Here is a 24,243-nt window from a genome sequence, read left to right as displayed (position 1 = left end):
CCAGCGCCCAGTCGAAGTGGGTGGATTTGCTCAGCGCGGCCATCGCCTCGGCGGGGCCCGATGCGAACCGCCCGCCCCACAGCGCACCGGTGTTCGTGCTGCCGCTCTGCGTCATCGTGTGCTGTCTCCTCGTCGTTGGTTCTGGGACTCCCCGTGCTCCGGCCCGGTCGGTATCGGAACTCGGCCCGGACTCCGTGTCGATGCCCGTCGACAACGGAATTGTTCGGCGCAGGCCTCGGCCCGGGTCCGTTCTCCGCGCCGCATCAGGCCGTCACCTGCGTCGATCCCACCGTAGCCGGGGCGCGCGGCGCGCATCAGGCGCGGCCCCCGAGCGCGCCGACGAGGGCCGGCGCGCACAGCACCGGCCCTCGTCGACAGCGTCGGATTACTTCTGGTTCAGATCGCGGCGCGCGGCGACCTTCGACGACAGTCCGTGGATCTGCACGAAGCCCTTGGCCAGCGACTGGTCGAAAGTGTCGCCCTCGTCGTAGGTGGCGAGGTTGAAGTCGTAGAGCGACTGCTCGGAACGGCGGCCGTTGACCACGGCGGAACCACCGTGGAGCACCATCCGGATGTCGCCGGAGACGGCCTGCTGGGTGTCCTGCACGAAGGCGTCCAGCGCCCGCTTCAGCGGGGAGAACCACAGGCCGTCGTAGGCCAGCTCGCCCCAGCGCTGCTCGACCTGGCGCTTGTAGCGGCCCAGCTCGCGCTCGATGGTCACGTGCTCGAGCGCCTGGTGTGCGGTGATCAGCGCGATGGCGCCGGGCGCCTCGTAGATCTCGCGGCTCTTGATGCCGACGAGCCGGTCCTCGACCATGTCCAGCCGGCCGACGCCCTGGCGGCCCGCGCGGTGGTTCAACTCGACGATGGCCTCGAGCACGCTGACCTGGCGACCGTCGATGGCGACCGGGACGCCCTTGTCGAAGGTGATGATCAGTTCGTCGGGGGCCTCGAAGTTGACCGTCGGGTCTGCGGTGTAGTCGTAGACGTCCTTGGTCGGCGCGTTCCACAGGTCCTCGAGGAACCCGGTCTCCACGGCACGGCCCCACACGTTCTGGTCGATGGAGAACGGCGACTTCTTGGTGACGTTGATCGGGAGCTTGTTCTCCTCGGCGAAGGCGATGGCCTTCTCCCGGGTCCAGGCGTAGTCGCGGACCGGGGCGATCACGTTCAGATCGGGCGCGAGCGCGCCGATGCCGACCTCGAAGCGCACCTGGTCGTTGCCCTTGCCGGTGCAGCCGTGCGCGACGGTGGTGGCGCCGTGGAACTTGGCGGCCTCCACCAGGTGCTTGACGATCAGCGGCCGACTGATGGCCGAAACCAGCGGGTACTCGCCCATGTAGAGAGCGTTGGCCTGGATGGTGGGCAGGCAGTACTCGTCGGCGAACTCGTCGCGGGCGTCGACCACGACGGCCTCGACGGCGCCGCAGTCGAGTGCGCGCTGGCGCACCACGTTCATGTCCTCGCCGCCCTGGCCCAGATCGATGGCGACGGCCACGACCTCGGCGCCGGTCTCCTTGCCGATCCAGCTGATGGCGACGGAGGTGTCCAGCCCACCGGAGTAGGCGAGTACGACGCGCTCGGACATGTCTTCAGTGCTCCCTAGGTGTTGTATGAGTGGTGGTCTCGACCGTCTTGCGGCGGTCTGCCGGTCGCGCCGGCGCGCAGGTCAGGAACCCTGCACCCTTATGCAAATGATTATGCACGACTATGCAAGCCCATACATAACCGGGGTGGTCATCTCGGCGCGGATCACATCCGGACGCCTCGGTCGAGACGGTTTCGTCATCACTGTAGGCACCGTCTCGATACTCGGCAGGCTTGGCCGCGCCCGGGGCCTGTGAAAGCCTGGACTCCTCCACGAAAGCCTGACCCATCCGCGGCGGATGCAAAGGACCCGGCCCATGTTCCACAACATCATCGAGCCCCTGCAGGACCTGGCCGAGCAGAACCGCGATCTGATCGGATACGTCGTCATCAACCTCGGCAACGAGGCACTGTCGATCGTCAGGTGGGGTCTGGAAGTTCTGCCGCCGCTGCTCCAGCCGTACTTCGCCCAGTAGCCCGAGCGGCTCGTTCGGCCGCCCGGCAGCATCCGGATGCAGAGGAGCACCCGTGAACGACACCGACCCCCTGCTGCAATTCGCCATCGACAATCGGGACTGGCTCGGCTTCGCCCTCATGCACGGCGGCAATGCCGCCGTCACGATCACCCGGATGGGGTTCGAACTGGTGGCGCCGCTGTTGCAGCAGTTCTTCTCCGAGTACCCGCACTGATGGCCCGGATCCGCTCACTGCGTTGTTCCGGCGGTGCGGAGCGCGCTCGCCGGCGCTTCCTCCGCATTCGATCGCCCGAGCGTTTCCCGCTCGTCGACGCGGCAGGCTCGGATCACACGGATACGTGAGCGTCGGCTTCCGTCCGGGGTTGCGCCGAGAGGTCGGCGTCGTCGAGTTCGGGCTGCTGCAAGGCCGCCGCTACGCGCCGCATCACTTCCGGACGCGCGCCGGGCACTCGCCAGACCCGCTTGGTGTTCGGTGTCCGCTTCGGCAACGGCATGATCTTTCCTTTCCGGGTAGGCAGCCCGACTGCCGCTCACGGCACGTCGGCGCGGCGACTGTCACAGTAAGGACAAGCCAACCTTCGGCCGGTTACATCCATGCCTACTGTCGGCGCTGCTGCGGCGGCGATGAGCTGAACGTTCTTCTCATCGGAATTCGGTAACGGCTGGATAATTCATATTGCGAAACACAGCTACCGCTGGCGTTCTGATCGAAATATTTGATCTTGGAAGCGAATTGTCACAGGCCGCCGGTGGCGGTAGCGATTTCGCGACTCGAGAAATCAGGAACGGTCCGATGAAATTCCGACCGCAAATCGAGTTTGCCGACGAGAATCTGGTGTAGCCCACATTCGGGGCATATCGATACGCTGCCGACCCTTGCGCTGGAAGCGGTGCATCGCCGTCGACGGCAGGCAAGGAGTGGTGATGAAGGGTGGCGCGAGACTGGCGATCGGTGTGGGCGTCGGGTATGTCCTCGGCCGCACCCGCAAGATGCGGTTTGCATTGGCGCTGGCGGGTGCGGGACTGAGCAGGCAGTCCCAGGCGCGGGAGTTGCTCAAACGCGGCGGTTCGCTGATGGAGTCGTCCTCGGAGCTGGCCAAGGTCACCGAGGCGGTCCGGGGTGAGTTGGCCGGTGCGGTCCGGGCGGCGGCGGTCAATGCCGCGGCGAACCGGGTGGACGCCCTCAACGCGCGACTGCGACAGCCGTCGACGGGATCGAGAGAGGATCTGCCCGAGGACGAGTACGCCGACGATCTCGACGAGGACGAGGTCGATGAAGAGCGCAGCGACGACGGTGATTTCGAAGACCGGGACGAGTACGACGACACCGACGACGAAGAGGCCGCTGAAGACGACGAGGGCTACGCGGACGACGAGGCGGAATTCGACGACGAGGCGGAGGACGAAACGGAGCCCGAGGACGAGACGGAACCGGAGGACGACGAGACCGACGAGACGGAAAACGAGGACGAGGACGAGGAGTCCGCGCGCGACACCACCGACGACGAACCGGCCCGGCGCGTCCGCCCCCGTGGCCGGCCACGAGCCGCCGCGACGTCGCGGACCCGGACGAGCAGGTCACGCGGAACCGAGAGCGCGGGTTCCGGCGGTCGTTCCGGCTCCTCCGCACGCCGCGTGCGGGCCGACGCCGACACCGCCGATCGCGCGCCCGTGCGCCGGACCGGGAGGTGAGGGCAATGGCGAAGGGAACAGTCGGCGATCGGTCCGGTTCAGGTACCGCGGGCGCCGCCCGCCGGGCCGCCACCACGGTCACCCGGCAGGCGGGCAAGGCCGCAACCGCGACCGCCGGACAGGCACGCCGCGCGGCCTCGTCCGGCACGGGACAGGCACGCCGCGCCGCCTCGTCCACGACCGGACAGGCACGCCGGGCGGCGTCGTCGACCACGGGGCAGGCGCGCCGCGCCGCGTCGTCGACGGCGGAGAAGGTCGAAGAGCTCACACCGGCCGCACAGTTGCAGCAGTCGCTGCAGAGTCTGGCGGGCACGGTGGCCGAGCGGGCGCTCAGCGGAGTCACCGACAAGGTGGCGGGGACCGCCGACCGGCTGCACGATTACGCCGAGGGCGGCGGCGGCAATCTGCTGGCGGCTGTGACCGGCGTGGAGAAGCTCGCCGGTGGTGCGTCACCGATGAAGGCGGCGATGAGTGCCGGCATGGCGCATCTCGGCCACAACGTCAAGGACACGCTGCAGAACGCGAAGGACTCGCTGCTCGGCGGCAAGGGTAAGGGCAGCGGCGGCAAGAAATTGAAGCTGACGAATATCGTCGAGCAGATCGATGTCGGGGTGCCGGTCCGGCTGGCCTACGACCAATGGACTCAGTTCGCGGATTTTCCGAAGTTCATGAAGAAGGTCGAACAGGTCGAGCAGGTTTCCGACGAGAAGCTGACCTGGACCGGCAAGGTGTTCTGGTCGCGGCGCAGCTGGGAATCGACCATCGTCGAGCAGGTCCCGTTCGAGCGGATCGTCTGGCGGTCGAAGGGCCAGAAAGGCTATATCGACGGCGCGGTGACCTTCCACGAACTCGCCCCGGAGTTGACCCGCATCATCATGGTGCTCGAGTACCACCCGGTCGGGGTGTTCGAGAAGACCGCCAATCTGTGGCGCGCCGCAGGAAGACGAACACGCTTGGAACTGAAGCACTTCCAGCGCCACGTCATGACCGAGACCATATTGCATCCCGACGACGTGCAGGGCTGGCACGGGGAGATCCGCGACAAGAAGGTAGTCGCCGAGAACGCCGTCGACGAGGAGGCCCCGGAGGAGGAGGAGGAGTCCGGCGCGAAGCCCGCGACCGGGCGCTCGGCGCGCAGGAACAGAGCCGCCGAGAACGAGAACACCGAGTCCGCCGAGAATTCGGAGCGATCCGCGCCACGCCGCAAGCCGGCCCGGCGACGGGCCGGATCCGAACGTCGAGGCGCCGATCGAGGAGATGAATCGACATGACGATCGAACCCGCGGGGGGCCGGGGCGGGGCAGGCACGATGGCACGGCCGAACTCGTCCAGTCTGGCCGATGTGGTCGACACGATCCTGGACAAGGGACTGGTCATCGATGCCTTCGTGCGGGTGTCGCTGGTCGGCATCGAACTGATCACCATCGACGCGAGGGTCGTGGTGGCCAGCGTCGACACCTACCTGCGTTTCGCGCAGGCGGTCGATCGGCTCGACATCTCCGAGAGCGATGCGAAGGGCCTGCCCGATCTGGTCGGCGACGCCGTGTCGGGCGGCGCCAAGCACAAGACCAAAGGCGCGATCGAAGCCGCGGGCGAAAAGGTGATGGGCCTGCTCGACGAGGTGGAGGACAAGCGCCAGCGGGCATCGCGGCCGCGAGAGAGGGGTCACTGATGCCCGGCGAGACGGCGATGTACGTGTACGGCATCGTGCCCGGCGATGTAGAGCCGGAAGATCACGCGACCGGTGTGGGCGATCCCCCTGGCCGGATCACCGTGGTGCGGCAGGGCGACGTTGCCGCGCTGGTCAGCGAGGTTCCGATCGGTCGACCGCTGGGCACCCCGGACGATCTCACCGCGCACGCGCGCCTGCTCGACGGCTCGGCCGCCGTCGCGCCGGTGCTGCCGTTGCGCTTCGGCGCGGTCCTGACCGATGCGGACGCGGTGCAGGAGGAGCTGCTGAAGTCCCATGAGGACACGTTGCGTACCGCGCTGGGCGAACTGGAGGGCCGCGCGCAGTTCGTGATCCGGGGGCGGTATGTCGAGAAGGCCATCCTGCGCGAATTGCTCGAAAGCGATCCCGAGGTGCAGCGGCTGCGCGCGGAGATCCGCGACAAGCCCGAGGACGCGACGCGCAACGAACGTATCGCGCTCGGCGAGATGATCAACAACGCGATCGAGCAGCGCCGGGCCGCCGACACCGATCGGGTGGTCGGCGCGCTCGACGACCTCGACCCGCTGGTCAACCTGCGGCCGCCGACGCACGAGGAGGAGGCGGTGCACGTCGCGGTCCTGATCGAGCTGGAGCGCCAGGGCGAACTCGAGCAGAAATTGACAGAGCTGGCCGAGGAGTGGGACGGCCGCGTGGAGCTGAGCCTGCTCGGCCCGATGGCGGCCTACGACTTCGTCGCCGCGCCGGAACCGGAGGGCTGAGCCATGGGGCTGGTGTCGTCGCTGTTGATGCTGCCGCTCGCCCCGGTGCGCGGAGTGCTGTGGCTGGGCGAGGTGATCCAGGAACGGGTCGAGCACGAACTGAACGACCCGGCGAAGATCCGCCGCGAGATCGAGGCGATCGACGAGGCCGCGGCCGCGGGCGAACTGTCCGACGAGGAGCGGCGTCTCGCGCAGCAGCGGGTGCTCGACCGGTTGATCCGGCCGCCCGGATCGACGGGTCCGCCCGCCGGAGAGGAGTGATCGAGGTGACCCGCGAGCCGGCAGACGAAGCCCCGGAGCGCGGCGCCCCGCTCGCGGCCACCCCGGCCGAGGCGGCTGCCGCGGCGAGCGAACAATTGCGCTCTCTGATCGCCAAGCAATTGGAGGGCACGACTTCCATGACGCCGACCGAGGACGGGTGGAGGGTGGAGATCGAGGTCCTGGAGGACCAGCGCATTCCCTCGTCGTCGGACATGCTCGCACTCTACGAAGTGGAGATCGACTTGGACGGCAATCTGCTGGCCTATCACCGGACCCGCCGCTACAGCCGCGGCAGCACCGATATCGGAGGGGGTCGGTCATGACAGTGGCCGGGGGGACGCCGTCCTCGCCGCAGCCCTACGGGGGCGGCCATCAGTCGACGAATCTCGGCGACATCCTCGAACGGGTACTGGACAAAGGGCTGGTGATCGCCGGCGACATCCAGGTGAACCTGCTCGACATCGAACTGCTCACGATCAAATTGCGCCTGGTGGTGGCGTCGCTGGAGACCGCGAAGGCAGTGGGCATCGATTGGTGGGAGACCGATCCGTGGCTGAACAGCAAGGCGCACACGCTGGAACGGCGCGATCATGATCTGGAACTGGAGAACCGGGAACTGCGCGAGCGGATCGCGCGGCTGGAAGGAGCTCTCGGTGTGGACGCACCCGCCGAAATCACCGCCGAAACGGAGGACGAGCGGTCGTGACCGGTGACGAGGGGATCTGGCTCTACACCGTCGCCGACACCACGACCGTCGGCGAGGTCCTCGACGGGGCGACCGGCGTCGCCGGGGAAGCGTTGCGCAGAATCGAAGCCGGACCACTGACGGCGGTGGTCGGTTCGGTGCCCCTCGCGGTCTTCGGCGAGCAGCCGTTGCGCCGGAACCTGGAGGATCTGGATTGGCTGGAAGGCGTGGCGCGCGCGCACGATGCGGTGGTGTCGGCGGCGGCGCGACGTGGACCGGTCGTGCCGATGCGGTTGGCGACGGTCTTCCTGGACGACGACCGTGTGCGTGAGTTGCTCGAGGAACGGCGAACGGATTTCGAGGCGGCACTGGCACTGGTGGCGGGCCGCACCGAATGGGGAGTCAAAGGTTATGGCGACCGTGACGCACTGATCGGCGCCGTCGCCCGGGCGGCCGCGCCCGACAGCGGCGGCACCGGCACCGCGTATCTGCTCCGCCGCCGGGCACAGTTGAGCGCGCAGGACACCGTCGAGCAGCAGACCGCCGAGCACGTCGAGCAGATCCACGAGACGCTGGTCCGGGAGGCCGCGGCGGGACGGCGGCAACCGGCCACCGATCCCGCGCTGAGTCGCACCGGGGAGTGGATGGTGCTCAACGGCAGCTATCTCGTCGACGACGATCGCGCCGACGCGTTCGCGGCCGCTGTGGCCGCCCAGAGCGAACGCTTTCCCGGTATCCGGCTGGAATTGACCGGGCCCTGGCCGCCGTACTCGTTCGCGGGCGTGAGCAAGGATCCGCTGTGAGGGCCGCCGACGGCGAACGCCGCGTCGCGCTGGTGGACCTGCTGGATCGGGTGCTGGCCGGCGGCGTGGTGATCTCCGGCGACATCAAACTCTCCATTGCCGATGTCGACATGGTGCAGATCTCGCTGCGCGCGCTGATCTCCTCGATCAGTGCCCTGACCGGGGCCGGCCCCGCTGAACTCGAGCCCGCCGGTCGCCCGGCGCCGCAACGGGAGTCGGGTTCCGATGGCTGAATACGACGGTGTGCCACCCAGAATCGACGCCGATCCGGAGAGCGTCGAGCGGGGACTGGTGACCCTGGTGCTGACCCTGGTGGAACTGCTGCGGCAACTGATCGAGCGACAGGCCGTGCGCCGGGTCGACGAGGGCGATCTCACCGACGACCAGATCGAGCGGATCGGCACCACCTTGATGCTGCTCGAAGAGCGGATGGCCGAGCTGCGTGAGCACTTCGGCCTGCGGCCCGAAGACCTGAACATCGATCTGGGCCCGCTGGGGACGCTGCTGCCGGAGGAACGCTGCGATCCCTGGTGAGTCCCGGCGAACCGCGCGCGTTGTCAGGGAAATGCGCAACGCCGCTGCGGCGGGAGTTCAGGATCCGAAGTCACGCAGTATTCCCGCGTACGGCTTCGCCGGCGGCGCGGCGAATTCCCCACGGCCGGAAGGCCGCAACCGCATGGTCGCCAGCGACTGCACCGCGAGGGTGGCGGCCGCGACCCCGTCGATCACCGGCACCCCGACCTCGGCGGTGATGTGCGCGGCCAGATCGGTCATGCCCGCGCAGCCGAGCACGACGACCTCGGAGTCGTCGTGTTCCACCGCACGCCCGCACGCCTCGGTGACGATCCTGCGCGCGTCCGGGTCGGTGTCGAGGGCCAGGACCGGGAGGTCACAGGCGTGCATGCCGAGGCAGAACCGGGACATGCCGTAGCGCTCGAGCAGGTCGGCGGCGCGGCCGAGGGTACGGCCGAGGGTGGTGACGACGCTGAATCCGCGGCCGAGGTGGCTCGCGGTGTGGAAAGCGGCTTCGGCCATGCCCACGACGGGGACGCTCGCCAGTTCGCGGGCGGCGTCGAGACCGGGGTCGCCGAAGCAGGCGATCACGTAGCCGGCGACCGGATCGGGCTCGGCGTCGGCGCGGCGGATGGCGTCGAGCAGGCCGGGGACGCTCAGCGCTTCGTCGTAGTGGCTCTCGATGGAGGCGGGGCCCGTGGCGGAGGTGACCGCGTCGACGCGGGTGCCCGGGCCTGCGACGGCTCGGGCACCCGCTTCGATCAGATCGGTCATCGCCCGGGTGGTGTTCGGGTTGACGACCACGATGCGCATCAGGCGGTGGCCTCCGCGGGGGCGGGGCTGCGGCGCGACAGCAGGGTGTAGACCACGAAGCCGAGCGCGCAGCCGATGAACCAGCTGTACTGGGCGGTGGTCGACATGCCGGGCAGGCTGTTGAACAGCACGGGGAACACCGCGACCAGAGCGCCGAGCACGGTGGCGATCACCGCGATCGGGTTGTAGCCCTTGCGGTACCAGTAGCTGCCCTGCTCGGACATGGTGAACAGGTCGTCGACGATCACCCGCTGCTTCTTGATCAGGTAGTAGTCGGCGATGAGCACGCCGAACAGCGGGCCGATGAAGGCGCCGAGGGTTTCCAGCGTGTAGTGGATCACGTCGGGGTTGTTGTAGAGGTTCCAGGGCGTGATGAGCACCGAGCCGACGGCGGCGATCATGCCGCCCGCACGCCAGCTGATCTTCTGCGGGCTGACGTGGGAGAAGTCGAAGGCGGGCGAGATGAAGTTGGCGACGATGTTGATGCCGATGGTGGCGATGGTGAAGGTGGCCGCGCCGAGCACGATGGCGAAGGTGGAGTCGATACGGGCCACGGTTTCCACCGGGTCGGTGATGAGTTCGCCGTAGACCGGCAGGGTGAGCGAGGCGGTGACCACCACCAGCAGCGAGAACACCAGGAAGTTCACCGGCAGGCCGAGCAGGTTGCCGCGCCGGACCGCGCCGAAACTGCGGCCGTAGCGGGAGAAATCGCCGAAATTCAGCATCGGGCCGGAGAAGTAGGACACCACCAGGGCGATGGCGCCGAGCATGACCGGCACCGCGTCCAGGCCGTGATGGGTGACCTCGCCGAGGCTGAGGTCGATGGCGCTCCAGCCCGCCTCGGAGATGAGGTAGCCGCAGAGCAGGAACATGACCACGTAGACGGCGGGACCGCAGAAGTCGATGAACCGGCGGATGGATTCCATGCCCCGCCAGAAGACACATGCCTGCACGACCCACAGCAGCAGATAGCAGCCCCAGCCGAGCGCCGACAGCCCGACGAAGCCGTAGTCCGCGGTCACCGCGTACGGGGCCAGGCCCGGGAACAGTTTGATCAGCACGATCTCCAGCGCCGCGGAGGCCAGGAAGGTCTGGATGCCGTACCAGGCGACGGCGATCAGGCCGCGGATGACCGCCGGGATGTTCGCGCCGAGCACGCCGAAGGAACTACGACAGATGACCGGATACGGCACGCCCGTGACCTGGCTCGGCTTGGCGACCAGGTTGCAGAAGAAATAGACGATGGTGATGCCGACCAGCAGCGCCACCAGCACCTGCCAGCTGGACAGGCCGAGCGCGAACAGACTGCCCGCGGTGACGTAACCGCCGACGCTGTGCACGTCCGACATCCAGAAGGCGAAGATGTTGTAGGAGCTCCAGGTCTGCTTCTCGAGTGGCGCCAGGCACTCGTTGGTGAGCCTGGGGTGGTAATCGGGCGTGCCGGCCGCGGCGGCGGTCGAGGGGGCGCTCGGCGCGGTGGCCGGGGCGAGTATCTCGGTCATGGCGATGTCCCGTCCGGGAGTGGAGATCTATCGCCGGTCACCATAGGAAGCGGCTATTGCCCCGCCGTTGCCCTTCCGTTGCCCCGCTATTGCGTCGTTGATATATCTTCCGCCGCAGGAGATCCGGTCGTGCTCCCGCGGCGGCCGCGGCCGGGTGGTCACGCCGACGGGCCGATCAGGCCGGCGACGATGCGCGCCGAGAGCATGACCAGCGGCAGTCCGCCGCCCGGGTGCGCGGATCCGCCGACCAGGAACAGGCCGGGCACCGGTGCGGTATTGGCCGGCCGCAGGAATGCCGCGCGCGGACCGTTCGACGAGGAGCCGTAGATACTGCCGCCGGGCGTGCACGTGCGCCGCTCGAGGTCGGCCGGTGTGATGACGGTGGTGTGCCGTATCCGCGGACGCACATCGAGACCGCGCTCGGCCATCACCCGCAGGACCAGATCGGCGTAGTCGTCGGCCGAGCCCGGTGCGTCCCAGTCCATTCCGGCTTCCGGATCGTGCCGGGGCGCGTTCACCAGGACGAACCAGGCTCCGGTCCCCGGACCGGGGACGACCGCCGGGTCGTCGGGAGCCGAGATGTACACCGTCGGCGCGGCCACCGGACGCAGTGGCCCGCCGAAACCGAAGACCGCGTCGAATTCCGCGTCGTAGTCCTCGGCGAACAGCACCTGATGGTGCGGTGCGTCCGCGGGTGGATCGTCGAGCGCCAGCAGGATCGCGAAGCCCGACAGGGACGGGGTCGCGCGGCGCAGATGCGCGGCGGCGCGCCGGGTCGCCGGGGTACGGACGAGGCGCTCGTACACCTGCCGCGCGTCGGCGTCGGCGACCACGATCTCGGCGGTTTCGACGCGGCCGTCGGCGAGCACGGCGCCGGTGACGTGCCCGCGCGCATCCGTCGTGAGCTCGACGACCAGGCTGTTCGTCTCGACCGCACCGCCGAGTTCGAGCAGCCTGTCCCGCAGCGCCACCGCGATGCGGCCCAGCCCGCCCCGCACATACCAGGATCCCCACGCCTGTTCGGTCCACGGGATGGAGGCGAGCGCGGCGGGTGCCCGGCGCGGGTCGGAGCCGGTGTAGGTGGCGTATCGGTCGAGCAGCATCATCAGGCGGGGATCGCGCAGGTAGCGGCGTCCCAGTCCGCGCAGGGTGTGCCATGGCGCGACGGTACGGACATCCGAGGGCTTGATCAGGCCACCCACCATGGTGCGCAATCGCATCGGCGACTCCAGGAAGGGGCCGTGGGTCACGTCCCAGATGGCGCGTGCGCGATCGAGCAGCGCCGACCATTGCGCGCCCCGGCCGGGGCCGAGCGCCGCGTCGAGGGCGGCCGGGATATCGGCGAGCGTTCCCGGCATATTCAGTTCCGTGCCGTCGGGGAAGCGGTATCCGGCCGCGAGCGGCAGCCGCTGCAGCGAGAGGACGTCGTGGACCGAGGAGCCGGTGGAGGCGAACAGTTCCTCGAGCACCTGTGGCATCGTCAGCAGCGACGGGCCGGTGTCGAAGCGGAACCCGTCCTGCTCCACCACGCCGAGCTTGCCGCCGATCTCCTCCGACTGCTCGAGCACGGTGACCCGATGTCCCATGGCCTGCAATCGCATCGCGGCCGCCAGCCCGCCGATCCCGGCACCGACCACCAGCACCCGGCTCATGCCCACACCTCGCCCGGGCCGTGTCCGTCCTGTGAAGCCATCCCACCGCATCCTTCCCGTCGAGGACCACGGCGGCGACCGTTCGACTCCCGGCTCGCCGTTGCCCGGCCCGCGTTCGTTCCTGACAGGCGGCCGCGCTGTCACCGGCTCGCACTGCGCACTCTGCCACGGTGGTGACGCCTCCGGTGCCCGAACCGCTCGGCGCGCCGGTGGGCCGTGACCGGCGCGGGCGCGCGCTCCGTTACGGAGCCGCCGGAACATCCTCCGGCGCAAGCAGTCCGGTGTCGGTGGGCAGCGTCGCGATGACACTCTCCAGCCGGCGGTGGTGTGTTTCGGCCGCCGTCAGCAGACGGTCGACGTCGCGCGCGAGGAAAGCGTCGAGCAGGTGGGCATGGTCGGTGTGCAGGAGGATGCGATCGGCTCGATCGACGTGCACCATCGTCTGCACGGGTTCGGTGACGTTCCAGGCTGTTTCGAGCATGTGCAGCAGCCGGAACATGCGCGACGGCCTGGTCAGGGCGACATGGAAGTGCCTGGACAGGCGGTGGTAGGCGACCGGGTCGTCGTCGCGGATGGCGGCTTCCAGATCGGCGTTCACACCGAGCAGGGCCTCGATGTCGGCCTCGGTGGCGTGGCGGGCGGCCGCGGCCAGCGACGCTGTCTCCAAAGTCTCCCGGACTATGTACATCTCGCGTAGCTCGGCGGCGGTGAGCTGGGCAACGGTGTATCCGGAATGCGGCTGGTGGGTGACCAGCCCCTCCCCCATGAGCGTTTTGAGCGCCTCGCGAACCGGTATGTGGCTGACGCCGAACAGTTCCGCGACTTCACGCAGCGGAATGGCGGTGCGCGGTGGCACCGCCCCGTCCAGGATCACCCGGCGCAGTTCGCCCAGAATGATCTGGGGCCTGCCGGGTTCGTCGACCACCAACCGGGCGAGCAACGCGGATCGTCGGCGTGGCGGCATGGCCCTCACGGTAGGCGGCTCGTGTTGCGATCTCGGTCACGGATGTGACAGGCAGGAAAATGTACGTGCAGCCGCGCGCTCGACAGGAAACGGAACGGATCAACCGTGCAGCATGTCCCGCATCTGGTCGATCTCGGCCTGCTGGCCGTCGATGATGTGCTGGGCCATGGCCTTGGCGTCCGGGTAGGCGCCCTCGGCGAGCTCGGTGCGCGACATCGTGATCGCTCCTTCGTGATGGGTGATCATCCCGGTCAGCCACAGCCGGTCGAACTCGGCACCGGTGGCGGCCCCCATGTGCGACATCTGCTCGTCGTTCATCATTCCCGGCATCGGCCAGCCACCGCCGTGCGGGCCGGGGCCGTGCCCACCGCCCATGACGGGCACACCCCATGCCTGCAACCACGCGGTCATCGTCGCGATCTCGGGTTGCTGGGCGGCCTGGATCCGCTCGGCCAGCTCGATGAGTTGCGGATCGGTCGACCGCATCAGCGCCATCTCGGCCATCATCACCGCCTGCTGATGGTGCGGGATCATCTGCTGCGCGAAAGCGATGTCGGCGTCGTTGTGCGCCTCGGCCGGGACGGCCGTGGTGGCGGTGCCCGGCGCCGCGGGCGCCGAAACGCTGGTGGTGGTCACCCCCTCGGTGCGGCCCGCGGCCGAATCGTCGTTGCCGCAGCCGGTGAGTACAGCAGCCGCGGCCAGCACCACCAGCACGGCTGAGGTAAGCGTCTTGCCGGACATGATCACTCCTGACGTTTTCCGAAGGTGTGCATCAGGCCGATATGGGTGTCGCCGCGACCTGGGCCGGGCAACTCTTGGTCCGTTCACGCGCTGCGGCCGCATCCGGCGCCACCAGCACGAATCCACCCTAGCAACGAGCTACCTGCCACTGCCGACATCGTCCCGGGTCGCTTGTGACCGCCGGTTCCGGGATCTCGCGGTGTGTGGCCCACCTCCACCGCCTCCGCTGCGCTCGCTTCTGGCTCCTGCGCGCCTGCCTCGGGAGACGGAGCGCGATCCGCTCAGGCCAGTTCCTCGATCTTGGCGGCCAATTCGGCGCCGGTGAGGGGTTCGCGGGCGATGACGGCGATGGTGTCGTCGCCGGCGATGGTGCCGACGATGTAGGGCAGGGCGGCGCGGTCGAGGGCGGAGGCCAGATAGCCCGCGGCGCCGGGTGGGGTGCGCAGCACGGCGATATTGCCGCTGGCGTCGGTGGAGACGAGCAGGTCGCCGAGGAGTTTGGAGAGGCGGTCGGTGCCGCCGGTGACGCCGCGGACGGGGCTGCCGTCCTCGGGGACGACGTAGACGCCCGCGCCGCCGTCGGCCGCGCGGAGCTTCACGGCGCCGAGTTCGTCGAGATCACGGGAGAGCGTGGCCTGGGTGGTCTCGATGCCCTCGGCGGCAAGCAGGGCGGCCAGTTCGGTCTGGCTGCGCACGGCGTGGGCGGAGAGCAGTTCGATGATGCGGGACTGGCGGCCCGCGCGGGTGCGGGCGATCGCCGGTCCTCTACCGTCGGACGATCGCCCGGAGCCGCGCTCAGGGGTGGAGACGCTCATCGTCGCGTCTCCCCGCGTCGTCGGTGCTGCGTCGACCGGACCGCACCGGTACCGCCCACGGTATCCCCGCGCCGCGCAACCTGTCCGGCAGCAGTTCCGCGTCTCATAGCGACGCGCCCTCCCGTTTGGCCAGCAGCCAGACCAGAAGAGCCTTCTGGGCATGCAGCCGGTTCTCGGCCTCGTCCCAGACCGCGCTGCGCGCACCGTCGATGACCTCGTCGGTGATCTCGTCGCCGCGATGCGCGGGCAGGCAGTGCAGGACCACCACGTCGGGTTCGGCGTGGGCGAGCAGTGCGGCATCGATGCGATACGGGACGAACGGGCCGACCCGGTCCAGGCCGTCGTTCTCTTGGCCCATCGAGGTCCAGGTGTCGGTGACCAGCGCGTGCGCGCCGCGGGCGGCGGCGACGGGATCGCCGGTGACGGTGATGGTCGCACCGGTCTCGGCGGCGCGCTTGCGGGCGGCCTCGAGCACCCACGGCAGCGGTTCGAAACCGGCCGGGGCGGCGATGGTGACATCGAGTCCGGCGGTGACGCCGCCGAGCAGCAGCGAGTGCGCCATATTGTTCGCACCGTCGCCGAAGTAGGCGAGCTTGCGGCCCGACAGCGTGCCCAGGCGCTGGCGCAGGGTCATGAGATCGGCCAGCACCTGGCAGGGATGGAACTCGTCGGACAGCGCGTTGACCACCGGAACCGTTGCCGCCGAGGCCATCTGGTCGAGGCGGTCCTGCTCGAAGGTACGCCAGACCACGGCTTCGACATAGCGGGAGAGCACCCGGCCGGTGTCGGCGAGGGTCTCCTCGCGGCCCAGCTGGGTGTCGCGGCCGTCGACAACCACCGCGTGCCCGCCGAGCTGGGCGATGCCCACCTCGAAGGAGAAGCGGGTGCGGGTGGAGTTCTTCTCGAAGATCACCCCGACGCCGCGCGGGCCCTCGAGCGGGCGGCGCGAGAACGGGGCCTTCGCGAGTTCCAGTGCCAGGTCGAGGATTTCGGCCTGTTCGGCGGGCGAGACGTCGTCGTCACGCAGGAAATGGCGCAGTTCGCCGGTCATCACCGGGCTCCCTTCGCGTCGGCGGCCGCGGCGTCGAGGATGCCGGGCAGGTCCGCGACGAAATGTTCGGCCTGGGCCTCGGTGAGCACCAGGGGCGGCGCCAGCCGGAGGACGTTCGGCTTGGGGGCGTTGATCAGGTAGCCCGCTTCCCTGGCGCGCGCCTCCACCTCGGCGGAGACGTTGTCGGTCAGGGCGATCCCGATCAGCAGGCCCGCGCCGCGCACATGATCGATGAGCGGATGCTCGAGCACGGCGATGCCGTCACTGAGCCGCTTGCCGACCGATTCGACATGGGCCAGCAGCCCTTCTTCGTCGAGGGTGCGCAGCACGGCGAGCGCAGCGGCCGCGCAGACCGGGTTGCCGCCGAAGGTGGTGCCGTGCATGCCGGGGTTGAACAGTTCGGCGGCGCGGCCGGTCGCCAGCATGGCGCCGATGGGCAGGCCGCCGCCGAGTCCCTTGGCCAGGGTGATGACATCGGGGACGATGCCCGCGGCCTGGTGGGCGTAGAAGGTGCCGGTGCGGCCGATGCCGGTCTGTACCTCGTCCAGGATCAGCAGCGCGCCGTGGCGGGAGGTGATCTCGCGTGCCTTGGCCAGGTAGTCCAGCGGCGGAACCACCACGCCGGATTCGCCGAGGATCGGCTCGAGGAACACCGCGGCGGTGTGATCGTCGACGGCGGCGGCCAGCGCGGCGGCGTCACCGTAGGGCACGTGCACGACGCCGGGCGGCATGGGCTCGAAGGGCGCACGCTTGGAGGGTTGACCGGTCAGCGCCAGCGCGCCCATGGTGCGGCCGTGGAAGGCCTCCTCGCAGGCGACGATCTTGGTCCGGCCGGTGAGCCGGGCGATCTTGAAGGCGGCCTCGTTGGCCTCGGTGCCGGAGTTGCAGAAGAAGGCCTTGCCCTCACCGTCGCCGAAGTGCGCCAGCAGACGCTCGGCCAGCTCGATCACCGGTTCGCTGACATAGAGGTTCGACACGTGGCCGAGGGTGCCCAGCTGCTGGGTGACCGCCGCCAGGATGGCCGGGTGCCCGTGGCCGAGGCTGTTGACCGCGATGCCGCCGAGGAAATCGAGGTAGCGCTTGCCGTCGGCGTCGTAGACGACCGCGCCCGAGCCGCGCACCAGCGCGACCTGCGGGGTGCCGTAGTTGTTCATCAGCGCCGAGGACCAGCGCTGCCGCAGCTGCTCGGTGCTCTGTCCGGTGCCCTGCGCTGCCGCGCCGGGCTGTGCTGAAGCGTTCATTCCGTCTCTCCTCCCGGAGTCACCATCGTGCCGATCCCCTCTCCGGTGAACAGTTCCAGCAATACCGAATGCGCGACCCGACCGTCGATCACGTGCGCGCTCGGCACTCCGCCGCGCACGGCGCGCAGGCAGGCTTCCATCTTGGGCACCATGCCCTCGTCCAGGCTGGGCAGCAAGGTCTCCAACGCGCCGGCCTCGATGACACTGGTCAGCGAGGAACGGTCGGGCCAGTCGGTGTAGAGGCCTTCGACGTCGGTGAGGACGACCAGCTTCTCGGCGCCGATGCCCTCGGCGAGCGCGGCGGCGGCGGTGTCGGCGTTGATGTTGTGCACCACGCCGTCGGCGTCCGGGGCGATGGTGGACACCACCGGGATCCGGCCCGCGTCGATCAGGTCGAGCACGGCGGCCGGGTTCACCTCGGTGACATCGCCGACCAGGCCGATGTCGGTGGGTTCGCCCTCGACGAGGACGGTGCGCCTGGTCGCGGTGAACAGCCGCGCGTCTTCGCCGGAGATGCCGACCGCGTACGGGCCGTGGGCGTTGATCAGACCGACCAGCTCACGCCCGACCTGCCCGAACAGCACCATCCGCACCACATCCATGACTTCCGGTGTGGTGACCCGGAATCCGCCGCGGAACTCGCCCTGCAGGCCGAGTTTCTTCAGCATGGCGCTGATCTGCGGACCGCCGCCGTGCACCACCACCGGGTGCACCCCGACGGTGCGCAGGAACGCCATGTCGGCGGCGAAGGCGCGCTTGAGTTCGTCGTCGACCATGGCGTTGCCGCCGTACTTGACGACGACGATCTTGTCGCGGAACTTCTGCAGCCAGGGCAGCGCGCCGGCCAGGACGTGTGCTTGGTCCAGCGCACTCAGGCGATCGACGGCGGTCATGAGCTGTAGGCCGAATTCTCTTCGACGTAGGCGTGCGACAGGTCGGTGGTGCGCACCATCGCCTCGCCCTCGCCCACGTTCAGTTCGACGCGAACCTCGATGTCCTCGCCGGACAGGTCCACCTCGCGCGCGCCGGGCGCGCCGACGCTGTCGATGCACACCGGATTCCCGTTGAAGGACACGGAGATCCGATCCGGGTCCAGGGTGATCGGGGCGATGCCGACCGCGGCCAGCACCCGGCCCCAGTTCGGATCGGAGCCGAACAGCGCCGTCTTGACCAAACTGTCGCGGGCGATGGCGCGGGCCGCGATCAGGGCCTCGTCCTCGCTGACCGCGCCGGTGACGACGACCCGCACCCGCTTGGTGACGCCCTCGGCGTCGGCCATCAGCTGGGCGGCGAGATCGTCGCAGACCGCGAAGACAGCGGCGTCGAGCTCTTCCTGCGAGGGCGTGACCCCGGAGGCGCCGTTGGCCATCAGCAGGACGGTGTCGTTGGTGGAGCAGGAGCCGTCCACGTCGAGCCGGTCGAACGTGAGCCGGGTGGCCTTGCGCAGCGCGGAGTCCAGCGCCTCGGCGCTGACGGCCGCGTCGGTGGTGAGCACCACCAGCATGGTGGCCAGCGAGGGCGCCATCATGCCCGCGCCCTTGGCCATGCCGCCGATGTTCCACTTGTCGCGGTGGTGGAAGGCGACTTCCTTGGGCACCGTGTCGGTGGTCATGATGGCGTGCGCGGCCTCGGTGCCGCCGGAGAGCCCGCCCGCCATCTCGTGCACGATCTCGGTGATCGCCGGGATGAGCTTGTCCATCGGCAGCCGGTCGCCGATCAGGCCGGTGGAGCAGACCGCGATCTCGCCCGCGCCGGTCTCGGTGCCCCAATTGCTCAGCGCCGCGGCGAGTTCCTCGGCGGTGCGGTGGGCGTCCTGGAAACCGCCGGGGCCGGTGCAGGCGTTCGCGCCGCCGGAGTTCAGGATCACCGCGCGCAGCCGCTCGGCGGTCAGCACCTGTTGCGACCACAGCACCGGCGCGGCTTTCACCTTGTTACTGGTGAATACGCCGGCGGCGGCGTATTCGGGACCTTCGTTGAAGACCAGCGCCAGGTCCGGTTTGCCGCTGGCCTTGATGCCCGCGGCGATGCCCGCCGCCCGGAAGCCGAGCGGGGCGGTCACGCCCTGGGTCCGCACCAGCTTGCCGGTGCCGCTCTCGGTTGTCGTCACGGTGCCACTCCTACGGTGGGAAGTCCTTCGGTCTCATCGAAGCCGACGGCCAGATTCATCGACTGCACCGCGCCACCGGCGGTGCCTTTGGTCAGGTTGTCGATCGCGCCGATCGCCACGAGCAGCCCGGCATCGGCGTCCACGGTGACCTGCAGGGTCATCGCGTTGGAGCCGAGCACCGCACCGGTCTGCGGGAGCATGCCCTCGGGCAGCAGGTGCACGAACGGTTCGTCGGCGTAGGCCTTCTCGTAGACCGCGCGGGCCTCGGCGGCGTCGACGGTGGTGGGGGCGGTGCAGGTGGCGAGGATGCCGCGCGGCATCGGAGCCAGCACCGGGGTGAACGACACCTTCACCGGGTCGCCGGACAGCGCGGACAGGTTCTGCGCGATCTCCGGGGTGTGGCGGTGGGCGCCCGCGATGTTGTAGGCGCGCACCGAGCCCATCACCTCCGAACCGAGCAGGCCGACATCGAGCTTGCGGCCCGCACCGGAGGTGCCGCTGACCGCGACGACGTTCACCGTCGGCTCGACGATGCCCGCCGCGACCGCCGGGGCCAGCGCCAGGCTCGACACCGTCGGGTAGCAGCCGGGCACCGCGATCCGGGTGGCGCCGCGCAGCGCCGCGCGGCCACCGGGCAGTTCGGGCAGGCCGTAGGGCCAGGTGCCCGCGTGCTCGGTGCCGTAGTACTTGGTCCAGGCGGCCGCGTCGCGCAGCCGGAAGTCCGCGCCGCAGTCGATGATCACCGTGGATTCGGGCAGCTGCGCGGCGATCGCGGCGGACTGGCCGTGCGGCAGGCCGAGGAAGACCACGTCGTGGCCGGACAGCTCTTCCACCGTGGTCGGCGCGAGGATCCGGTCGGCCAGTGCCAGCAGATGGGGTTGGTGGGTGATCAGCGGGGAACCCGCGTTGGAGCCCGCGGTCAGCGCCCCGATCTCGAGGTGCCCGGATCGGTAACGTGGGTGGGCGAGCAGCAGGCGCAAGACCTCGCCGCCCGCGTATCCGCTCGCTCCGGCGACAGCAATCCGCAGAGGGGCATCCGAATCAGCCATGAAATGATTATGCACGACTGTGCAAGCTCATTCATGACCGGGTCCGAGGGCCGTTGCTCGCCGATGTCGATGCCCACCCCCGGACACCTCGGAAGGCACCGGGATGAAGAGGCCGAAGCCGAGCGTCTCCCACGCCTCGCCCACCGGATCGACGCCACCGCCGGAGTCAGCCCAGCCGAGCGCGTGCGGGGCCGACGAGAATCCCGAATATCAAGAGCAGCACCACATCCGGGATGCAGCCACGCGACAGCCGGGACACCACCGGGGCCGCGACCGCGGCGACGGCGATTCGGCCACAGCGACACCGACCGCCTCGGCTGCCACCGGACCCACCGAGTGACCGTGACCCAACGGTGACACGACTCGGCGTGACCTGCTCGCCTCGTCGACCGCCCGCATGCCGGCAGCCGGCCGGCCACCCGCTTCCGCATGTCCGCGCGGAGACGAAGGCCTTGCACCGCAATCGGATTCGCCAACGGGTCCGGCTTCGTGAATTTCCGGCGAGGGCTGCGAAATTCAAGATCAGAAATTCTCCGGACAAGACGAAGAGACGCGAATCCGCTCCACCGGCGGCGGAATTCACCCCGGCCGCACACCGCGTCGGTCACGGCCCGACACCGAGCCCACGAGCGCCGTTCCGACCCGTAGCCGAGCGCGCAGTTTTTCTCGAACAAAGCTATTCATATAATTCGAAACGGCCGCACAGCAGCGGGCGAGCCACTGTCGACGCGGCAGCGTCTATCCGGCCCCGCAACTCGGAGTAACACATCGAGACCAATGCGGCGACCGGCAGAAACCTCGATCTACCTGCGGAAATGACGAGCCCGTCCAGCTCGGCACGCGAATTGGCGAGCCTCTTCGGTCGCCCGCATCACATATCCGCAGGCCTGAAACGTGAGGTGCGCCACAATTCCGTTAGAACATCCGATCGAACGACCCCCGCATTTCCGTGCCTTTACCGGGAGCAATACAGTTATCCCTCGATAATCGGTCAAGACATTAGCGACGTTACCTCCGCGTGATTGTTCGAGATTCTTTCGTTATGGTCGAGCTCGGCCCGATCGAACCGAGACGGGCACGCCGCTCGAACCGCCGAACACCGACAGACCCTGTCCCACGGTTCGAGATAACCCCGACATCCACTGGGGACAGGGACTCAGGCCACGTTGCCGAGTCGGTGGGCGCAGCGAGGAACTTCTCATGTCGCAGAACCGAAAGATCAGCACCCGCGTCGCCACCTTCGTCGCCGCTGCCGGCGCCTTCGCCGCCATCCCGTTCGGTCTCTCCACGGCCACCGCCTCGGCCAACAACTGGGACGCCGTCGCACAGTGCGAGAGCGGCGGCAACTGGGCCATCAACACCGGTAACGGCTTCTACGGCGGCCTGCAGTTCACGCAGAGCACCTGGGAGGCCTACGGCGGCTCCGGCCAGGCCCACAACGCCAGCAAGGCCGAGCAGATCCGCGTCGCGGAGAACGTGCTCGCGGGCCAGGGTCCCGGCGCATGGCCGGTCTGCGGCGCCTACCTCTGATCGAGACGTCTCCGATCGAGCGCGCTGCCTGAGCGGGACGTCCCCCGCCGAACGAGCAACACAGCCCCTGTCACCAGTGCCGGTGACAGGGGCTGTGGTCGTCCACGGGCCGCTACCCACCGTGGCGGTGTGCAGGTGGAACCGCCGGGAACATGCCATCTTCTGTCAGGTTCCGCGGATAGTGTTCGCGGATGCGCGCGAGCCGTTTGGTGAGATTGCTGCTGCTGTTGCAGACCCGGGGGCACATCAGCGCACCGGAACTGGCCGCCGAGCTCGAGGTGTCGGTGCGGACCGTCTACCGCGACGTGGAGGCGTTGTCGGCGGCGGGCGTGCCCGTCTACAGCCAACAGGGCCGGGGCGGCGGCGTCCGCCTGCTCGACGGTTTCCGCACGCGGCTGACCGGGCTCACCTCCGAGGAGGCCGATGCGGTCCTGTTGACCGGCCTGCCCGGCGCAGCCACCGACCTCGGCCTGGGCACCGTGCTGGCCACCGCCCAGCTCAAGGTGCTGGCCGCGCTGCCGCCGGAGATGCGCGGGCGCGCCACCCGGATCGCCGAACGTGTGCACGTGGACGCGCCCGGCTGGTTCCGTCGACCCGATGAGACCCCGGCTCTTGCCGCGATCACCGACGCGCTCTGGCACGACCGCACCCTGGAAGTCCGGTACGGGCGCGCCGACGGCGAGGTACTGCGGAATCTCGACCCGCTCGGCCTGGTCCTCAAGGCGGGCACGTGGTATCTCGTGGCCCGCAGCGGCGACGCCATCCGTTCCTATCGCGTGGGGCGCATCGTTTCCGCCACCCCCACCGATCGCGCCTTCACCCGCCCGCCGGGCTTCCAGCTCGCCGAGCACTGGGCCGCCGCGCAGGAGGAGTTCGCCCGATCCATGCTGCGCGTGCGTGCCCGGTGCCGCATCGCCGCCGACCGGTTGGGCCTGCTGCGGCTGTTCCTGGACCCCGCCGCGGCGACCGAGGCGCTGGCGACGCGCGGCGAGCCCGACGAACAGGGTTGGGTCGAGGTGACCGTGGGCGCGGAGTCCTATCCGGTCCTGGTGCACGGACTGCTGCCGATGGGCGAGCACGTGGAGGTTCTCGAACCGGTCGAGTTGCGCGAGCGCATGGCGGCCACCACCCGGGCGATGGCGGCCCGATACGCCGACGACGGCTGACACACGGATACGCGTGCGACTGTTGCGGCCCCGGCGATGGGTGACCTGCTCCTGGTGATGTGGGAAGTCACCTCGGCGGAGCTGCTGCCGGCGGTGGCTCAGGTATCACCGCCCGGCATCGGCGGATCACCGCGCAGGCCGTTGCGCCGTTCCCGTCGTGGTCCGCGGTCCCGGTGGGTCAGGATCGCGGTGGCGGTGGCCGCGATCTCCCGGTCGCCGTCGTGTGTCAGGGCGTCGAGTACGCGCCGCGCGGCCGGGCCGGGGATCTCCGCGAGTGCCTGGGTGAGGCGCAGCCGGACGGCTGGGGCCTCGGCGCCGGCGAGCGCTCCCGAGACGCACGCGACGATGTCGGCCTCGGACGCGATGTCGGCCAGGAGGCCGAGCGTTTCGGCCGCTTCGACATCGCTTCGGCCCTCGACGACCATCGCCAGGAGGGCGGGCAGCGCGTCGATCTCGCCGCGGGAGCCCAGTGCCAGCGCCGCGCGCCCGCGGACTGTGGCATCCGCGTCGCCGAGCGCCGCGCGCAGCAGTTCCGTCGCTTCGCCCACGCGCAGTTCGGCGATGGCGGTGACGGCGCGACGCCGGACCTCGACCGATGCCGAGTCCAGTCCGGCGGCCAGACCCTCGAGCCCATACCCCCGTGCCCTGGCCAGCGACCACCGCAAGGCCCCGGCCACATCCGCGTTGTCCTCGGCCAGGACGGCATCGACCAGGGCATCGATCGGCAGCGCGGTGGGCGCGTCCGCGGACAGGACCGCCTGTTGACGGCGCGGAGCGTGACCGGATTCCAGGGCGCGCAGCAGCGCGACCACGCGCAGCACGTCCTCCCACTCGGCCGGGGCGGCGGCGTCGACCCGCTCGAGCTTCGCGAGCAGTTCCTCCTCGGCGGCGATCCGCAGGCGGGTGTGCCGGATGAGGTCGGTCACCAGCTCGGCGGGCGTGAACTCGGGCTCGTCGAGCGCCCGCTTGACCTCCTGCAGCGAGAGCCCGAGGGTGCGCAGGCTCTCGACGTGCAGCAGGCGGCGGATGTCGTCGGCGGAGTACTCGCGGTAGCCGCCCGAGGTGCGCCCGGTGGGCTGCACCAGGCCTACCGCGTCGTAGTGGCGCAGCATGCGGGTGCTGACGCCGGAGCGCCGCGAGACCTCGCCGATCAACATCGCCTCTC

At 69.5% G+C, this 24,243-nt stretch carries 27 protein-coding genes and 1 pseudogene; 14 read left to right on the top strand and 14 right to left on the bottom strand.

All coding sequences use genetic code 11. The features are described 5' to 3' along the window. Nucleotides 1-385 precede the first annotated feature (385 nt). Nucleotides 386-1,588 (bottom strand): argininosuccinate synthase, encoded by a 1,203-nt coding sequence (locus ON26_RS09375; RefSeq protein WP_040795606.1) that lies wholly within the window; start codon nucleotides 1,586-1,588, stop codon nucleotides 386-388. Between the two features lie 316 nt (nucleotides 1,589-1,904). Here ON26_RS09375 and ON26_RS33845 point away from each other — a divergent pair, with 316 nt between their 5' ends. Together ON26_RS33845 and ON26_RS33840 are read left to right on the top strand one after the other, a co-directional pair. Next, the gene (locus tag ON26_RS33845) at nucleotides 1,905-2,063 is read left to right on the top strand and encodes a hypothetical protein (RefSeq protein WP_169333698.1); all 159 of its coding nucleotides are present in this window, start codon (nucleotides 1,905-1,907) and stop codon (nucleotides 2,061-2,063) included. Nucleotides 2,064-2,115: 52 nt separating this feature from the next. Then, on the top strand, nucleotides 2,116-2,277 hold the full coding sequence (locus ON26_RS33840) for a hypothetical protein (protein WP_169333697.1): 162 nt from the start codon (nucleotides 2,116-2,118) through the stop codon (nucleotides 2,275-2,277). A gap of 112 nt (nucleotides 2,278-2,389) precedes the next feature. On the opposite strand, the gene ON26_RS33235 is transcribed toward ON26_RS33840, so the two are convergent. Continuing rightward, nucleotides 2,390-2,557, bottom strand: coding sequence for a hypothetical protein (locus tag ON26_RS33235; protein WP_157171836.1), 168 nt, complete (start codon nucleotides 2,555-2,557; stop codon nucleotides 2,390-2,392). A gap of 382 nt (nucleotides 2,558-2,939) precedes the next feature. Here ON26_RS33235 and ON26_RS09370 point away from each other — a divergent pair, with 382 nt between their 5' ends. The 10 genes from ON26_RS09370 to ON26_RS09325 are packed head-to-tail and all read left to right on the top strand — an operon-like array spanning nucleotide 2,940 to nucleotide 8,468. Beyond that, nucleotides 2,940-3,755 (top strand): hypothetical protein, encoded by an 816-nt coding sequence (locus ON26_RS09370; RefSeq protein WP_051026859.1) that lies wholly within the window; start codon nucleotides 2,940-2,942, stop codon nucleotides 3,753-3,755. A gap of 5 nt (nucleotides 3,756-3,760) precedes the next feature. Then, nucleotides 3,761-5,026, top strand: coding sequence for an SRPBCC family protein (locus tag ON26_RS09365; RefSeq protein WP_083883962.1), 1,266 nt, complete (start codon nucleotides 3,761-3,763; stop codon nucleotides 5,024-5,026). Next, nucleotides 5,023-5,427: a gas vesicle protein GvpJ gene (gvpJ, locus tag ON26_RS09360; protein WP_040795605.1), complete on the top strand. Its 405-nt coding sequence runs from the start codon at nucleotides 5,023-5,025 to the stop codon at nucleotides 5,425-5,427. Before ON26_RS09365 ends, gvpJ (ON26_RS09360) begins: the two co-directional genes overlap by 4 nt. After that, nucleotides 5,427-6,185, top strand: coding sequence for a GvpL/GvpF family gas vesicle protein (locus tag ON26_RS09355; protein WP_040795604.1), 759 nt, complete (start codon nucleotides 5,427-5,429; stop codon nucleotides 6,183-6,185). The genes gvpJ (ON26_RS09360) and ON26_RS09355 overlap by 1 nt, the downstream gene beginning before the upstream one ends. Nucleotides 6,186-6,188: 3 nt before the next feature. Further along, complete coding sequence (locus tag ON26_RS09350; RefSeq protein ID WP_040795603.1) at nucleotides 6,189-6,446, top strand: gas vesicle protein GvpG; 258 nt, start codon at nucleotides 6,189-6,191, stop codon at nucleotides 6,444-6,446. Beyond that, nucleotides 6,446-6,769, top strand: a complete 324-nt coding sequence (gvpO, locus tag ON26_RS09345) for a gas vesicle protein GvpO (protein WP_281032382.1) — start codon at nucleotides 6,446-6,448, stop codon at nucleotides 6,767-6,769. Before ON26_RS09350 ends, gvpO begins: the two co-directional genes overlap by 1 nt. Beyond that, complete coding sequence (gene gvpJ, locus ON26_RS09340; protein ID WP_040795602.1) at nucleotides 6,766-7,152, top strand: gas vesicle protein GvpJ; 387 nt, start codon at nucleotides 6,766-6,768, stop codon at nucleotides 7,150-7,152. Before gvpO ends, gvpJ (ON26_RS09340) begins: the two co-directional genes overlap by 4 nt. Further along, a complete protein-coding gene (locus tag ON26_RS09335; protein ID WP_040795601.1) occupies nucleotides 7,149-7,934 on the top strand; it encodes a GvpL/GvpF family gas vesicle protein in 786 nt (261 codons plus the stop codon). The genes gvpJ (ON26_RS09340) and ON26_RS09335 overlap by 4 nt, the downstream gene beginning before the upstream one ends. Then, nucleotides 7,931-8,167 (top strand): gas vesicle protein, encoded by a 237-nt coding sequence (locus ON26_RS09330; RefSeq protein ID WP_040795600.1) that lies wholly within the window; start codon nucleotides 7,931-7,933, stop codon nucleotides 8,165-8,167. Before ON26_RS09335 ends, ON26_RS09330 begins: the two co-directional genes overlap by 4 nt. Continuing rightward, complete coding sequence (locus ON26_RS09325; RefSeq protein WP_040795599.1) at nucleotides 8,160-8,468, top strand: gas vesicle protein K; 309 nt, start codon at nucleotides 8,160-8,162, stop codon at nucleotides 8,466-8,468. Before ON26_RS09330 ends, ON26_RS09325 begins: the two co-directional genes overlap by 8 nt. 57 nt (nucleotides 8,469-8,525) lie before the next feature. Here the strand turns inward: ON26_RS09325 and ON26_RS09320 are convergent, their stop codons facing one another. The 11 genes from ON26_RS09320 to argC form a co-directional block, all read right to left on the bottom strand. Continuing rightward, nucleotides 8,526-9,260 carry an aspartate/glutamate racemase family protein gene (locus ON26_RS09320; RefSeq protein ID WP_040795598.1) on the bottom strand — a complete coding sequence of 245 codons (735 nt, stop codon included), beginning with the start codon at nucleotides 9,258-9,260 and terminating at the stop codon, nucleotides 8,526-8,528. Beyond that, nucleotides 9,260-10,762: an NCS1 family nucleobase:cation symporter-1 gene (locus tag ON26_RS09315; protein ID WP_040795597.1), complete on the bottom strand. Its 1,503-nt coding sequence runs from the start codon at nucleotides 10,760-10,762 to the stop codon at nucleotides 9,260-9,262. The genes ON26_RS09320 and ON26_RS09315 overlap by 1 nt, the downstream gene beginning before the upstream one ends. Nucleotides 10,763-10,920: 158 nt before the next feature. After that, nucleotides 10,921-12,414: a phytoene desaturase family protein gene (locus ON26_RS09310; protein WP_040795596.1), complete on the bottom strand. Its 1,494-nt coding sequence runs from the start codon at nucleotides 12,412-12,414 to the stop codon at nucleotides 10,921-10,923. A 241-nt stretch (nucleotides 12,415-12,655) separates the two neighbouring features. Beyond that, the gene (locus ON26_RS09305) at nucleotides 12,656-13,378 is read right to left on the bottom strand and encodes a GntR family transcriptional regulator (protein WP_040795595.1); all 723 of its coding nucleotides are present in this window, start codon (nucleotides 13,376-13,378) and stop codon (nucleotides 12,656-12,658) included. 99 nt (nucleotides 13,379-13,477) lie between these two features. Continuing rightward, nucleotides 13,478-14,119, bottom strand: coding sequence for a DUF305 domain-containing protein (locus tag ON26_RS09300; protein WP_040795645.1), 642 nt, complete (start codon nucleotides 14,117-14,119; stop codon nucleotides 13,478-13,480). Between the two features lie 281 nt (nucleotides 14,120-14,400). Then, complete coding sequence (locus ON26_RS09295; RefSeq protein WP_245545783.1) at nucleotides 14,401-14,934, bottom strand: arginine repressor; 534 nt, start codon at nucleotides 14,932-14,934, stop codon at nucleotides 14,401-14,403. Between the two features lie 103 nt (nucleotides 14,935-15,037). Further along, the gene (gene argF, locus ON26_RS09290; protein WP_040795594.1) at nucleotides 15,038-15,985 is read right to left on the bottom strand and encodes an ornithine carbamoyltransferase; all 948 of its coding nucleotides are present in this window, start codon (nucleotides 15,983-15,985) and stop codon (nucleotides 15,038-15,040) included. After that, nucleotides 15,985-17,226, bottom strand: coding sequence for an acetylornithine transaminase (locus ON26_RS09285; protein WP_083883960.1), 1,242 nt, complete (start codon nucleotides 17,224-17,226; stop codon nucleotides 15,985-15,987). Before ON26_RS09285 ends, argF begins: the two co-directional genes overlap by 1 nt. Continuing rightward, nucleotides 17,223-18,119, bottom strand: coding sequence for an acetylglutamate kinase (gene argB / locus ON26_RS09280; RefSeq protein WP_040795593.1), 897 nt, complete (start codon nucleotides 18,117-18,119; stop codon nucleotides 17,223-17,225). The genes ON26_RS09285 and argB overlap by 4 nt, the downstream gene beginning before the upstream one ends. Next, entirely contained in the window at nucleotides 18,116-19,333 is a 1,218-nt protein-coding gene (argJ, locus tag ON26_RS09275) for a bifunctional glutamate N-acetyltransferase/amino-acid acetyltransferase ArgJ (RefSeq protein ID WP_040795592.1), read from the bottom strand. Before argJ ends, argB begins: the two co-directional genes overlap by 4 nt. After that, nucleotides 19,330-20,382, bottom strand: a complete 1,053-nt coding sequence (gene argC / locus ON26_RS09270) for an N-acetyl-gamma-glutamyl-phosphate reductase (RefSeq protein ID WP_040795591.1) — start codon at nucleotides 20,380-20,382, stop codon at nucleotides 19,330-19,332. The genes argJ and argC overlap by 4 nt, the downstream gene beginning before the upstream one ends. A 1,200-nt stretch (nucleotides 20,383-21,582) precedes the next feature. Between argC and ON26_RS09265 the strand changes: the two are divergent. Together ON26_RS09265 and ON26_RS09260 are read left to right on the top strand one after the other, a co-directional pair. Continuing rightward, nucleotides 21,583-21,909 (top strand): annotated as a pseudogene (locus tag ON26_RS09265) (transglycosylase family protein); the annotation flags it as partial. 194 nt (nucleotides 21,910-22,103) lie between these two features. Next, nucleotides 22,104-23,078 carry a helix-turn-helix transcriptional regulator gene (locus ON26_RS09260; RefSeq protein ID WP_040795589.1) on the top strand — a complete coding sequence of 325 codons (975 nt, stop codon included), beginning with the start codon at nucleotides 22,104-22,106 and terminating at the stop codon, nucleotides 23,076-23,078. 98 nt (nucleotides 23,079-23,176) lie between these two features. Here the strand turns inward: ON26_RS09260 and ON26_RS09255 are convergent, their stop codons facing one another. Next, nucleotides 23,177-24,235 (bottom strand): MerR family transcriptional regulator, encoded by a 1,059-nt coding sequence (locus ON26_RS09255; protein ID WP_040795588.1) that lies wholly within the window; start codon nucleotides 24,233-24,235, stop codon nucleotides 23,177-23,179. Nucleotides 24,236-24,243: the final 8 nt, after the last annotated feature.

It is taken from the genome of Nocardia higoensis NBRC 100133, from assembly GCF_000308595.1.
GTDB classification, from domain to species: Bacteria; Actinomycetota; Actinomycetes; order Mycobacteriales; family Mycobacteriaceae; genus Nocardia; species Nocardia higoensis.
Note: the sequence above shows the minus strand (reverse complement) of the source record. Positions and strands in the feature narration are given on the sequence as shown.

Coding starts and splice junctions, on each gene's coding strand:
- ON26_RS09375 (WP_040795606.1), bottom strand. CDS start 1,588: ATGTCCGAGCGCGTCGTACTCGCCTACTCCGGTGGGCTGGACACCTCC.
- ON26_RS33845 (WP_169333698.1), top strand. CDS start 1,905: ATGTTCCACAACATCATCGAGCCCCTGCAGGACCTGGCCGAGCAGAAC.
- ON26_RS33235 (WP_157171836.1), bottom strand. CDS start 2,557: ATGCCGTTGCCGAAGCGGACACCGAACACCAAGCGGGTCTGGCGAGTG.
- ON26_RS09365 (WP_083883962.1), top strand. CDS start 3,761: ATGGCGAAGGGAACAGTCGGCGATCGGTCCGGTTCAGGTACCGCGGGC.
- gvpJ (WP_040795605.1), top strand. CDS start 5,023: ATGACGATCGAACCCGCGGGGGGCCGGGGCGGGGCAGGCACGATGGCA.
- ON26_RS09355 (WP_040795604.1), top strand. CDS start 5,427: ATGCCCGGCGAGACGGCGATGTACGTGTACGGCATCGTGCCCGGCGAT.
- ON26_RS09350 (WP_040795603.1), top strand. CDS start 6,189: ATGGGGCTGGTGTCGTCGCTGTTGATGCTGCCGCTCGCCCCGGTGCGC.
- gvpJ (WP_040795602.1), top strand. CDS start 6,766: ATGACAGTGGCCGGGGGGACGCCGTCCTCGCCGCAGCCCTACGGGGGC.
- ON26_RS09325 (WP_040795599.1), top strand. CDS start 8,160: ATGGCTGAATACGACGGTGTGCCACCCAGAATCGACGCCGATCCGGAG.
- ON26_RS09320 (WP_040795598.1), bottom strand. CDS start 9,260: ATGCGCATCGTGGTCGTCAACCCGAACACCACCCGGGCGATGACCGAT.
- ON26_RS09315 (WP_040795597.1), bottom strand. CDS start 10,762: ATGACCGAGATACTCGCCCCGGCCACCGCGCCGAGCGCCCCCTCGACC.
- ON26_RS09310 (WP_040795596.1), bottom strand. CDS start 12,414: ATGAGCCGGGTGCTGGTGGTCGGTGCCGGGATCGGCGGGCTGGCGGCC.
- ON26_RS09305 (WP_040795595.1), bottom strand. CDS start 13,378: ATGCCGCCACGCCGACGATCCGCGTTGCTCGCCCGGTTGGTGGTCGAC.
- ON26_RS09300 (WP_040795645.1), bottom strand. CDS start 14,119: ATGTCCGGCAAGACGCTTACCTCAGCCGTGCTGGTGGTGCTGGCCGCG.
- ON26_RS09295 (WP_245545783.1), bottom strand. CDS start 14,934: ATGAGCGTCTCCACCCCTGAGCGCGGCTCCGGGCGATCGTCCGACGGT.
- argF (WP_040795594.1), bottom strand. CDS start 15,985: ATGACCGGCGAACTGCGCCATTTCCTGCGTGACGACGACGTCTCGCCC.
- ON26_RS09285 (WP_083883960.1), bottom strand. CDS start 17,226: ATGAACGCTTCAGCACAGCCCGGCGCGGCAGCGCAGGGCACCGGACAG.
- argB (WP_040795593.1), bottom strand. CDS start 18,119: ATGACCGCCGTCGATCGCCTGAGTGCGCTGGACCAAGCACACGTCCTG.
- argC (WP_040795591.1), bottom strand. CDS start 20,382: ATGGCTGATTCGGATGCCCCTCTGCGGATTGCTGTCGCCGGAGCGAGC.
- ON26_RS09260 (WP_040795589.1), top strand. CDS start 22,104: ATGCGCGCGAGCCGTTTGGTGAGATTGCTGCTGCTGTTGCAGACCCGG.
- ON26_RS09255 (WP_040795588.1), bottom strand. CDS start 24,235: ATGTTGATCGGCGAGGTCTCGCGGCGCTCCGGCGTCAGCACCCGCATG.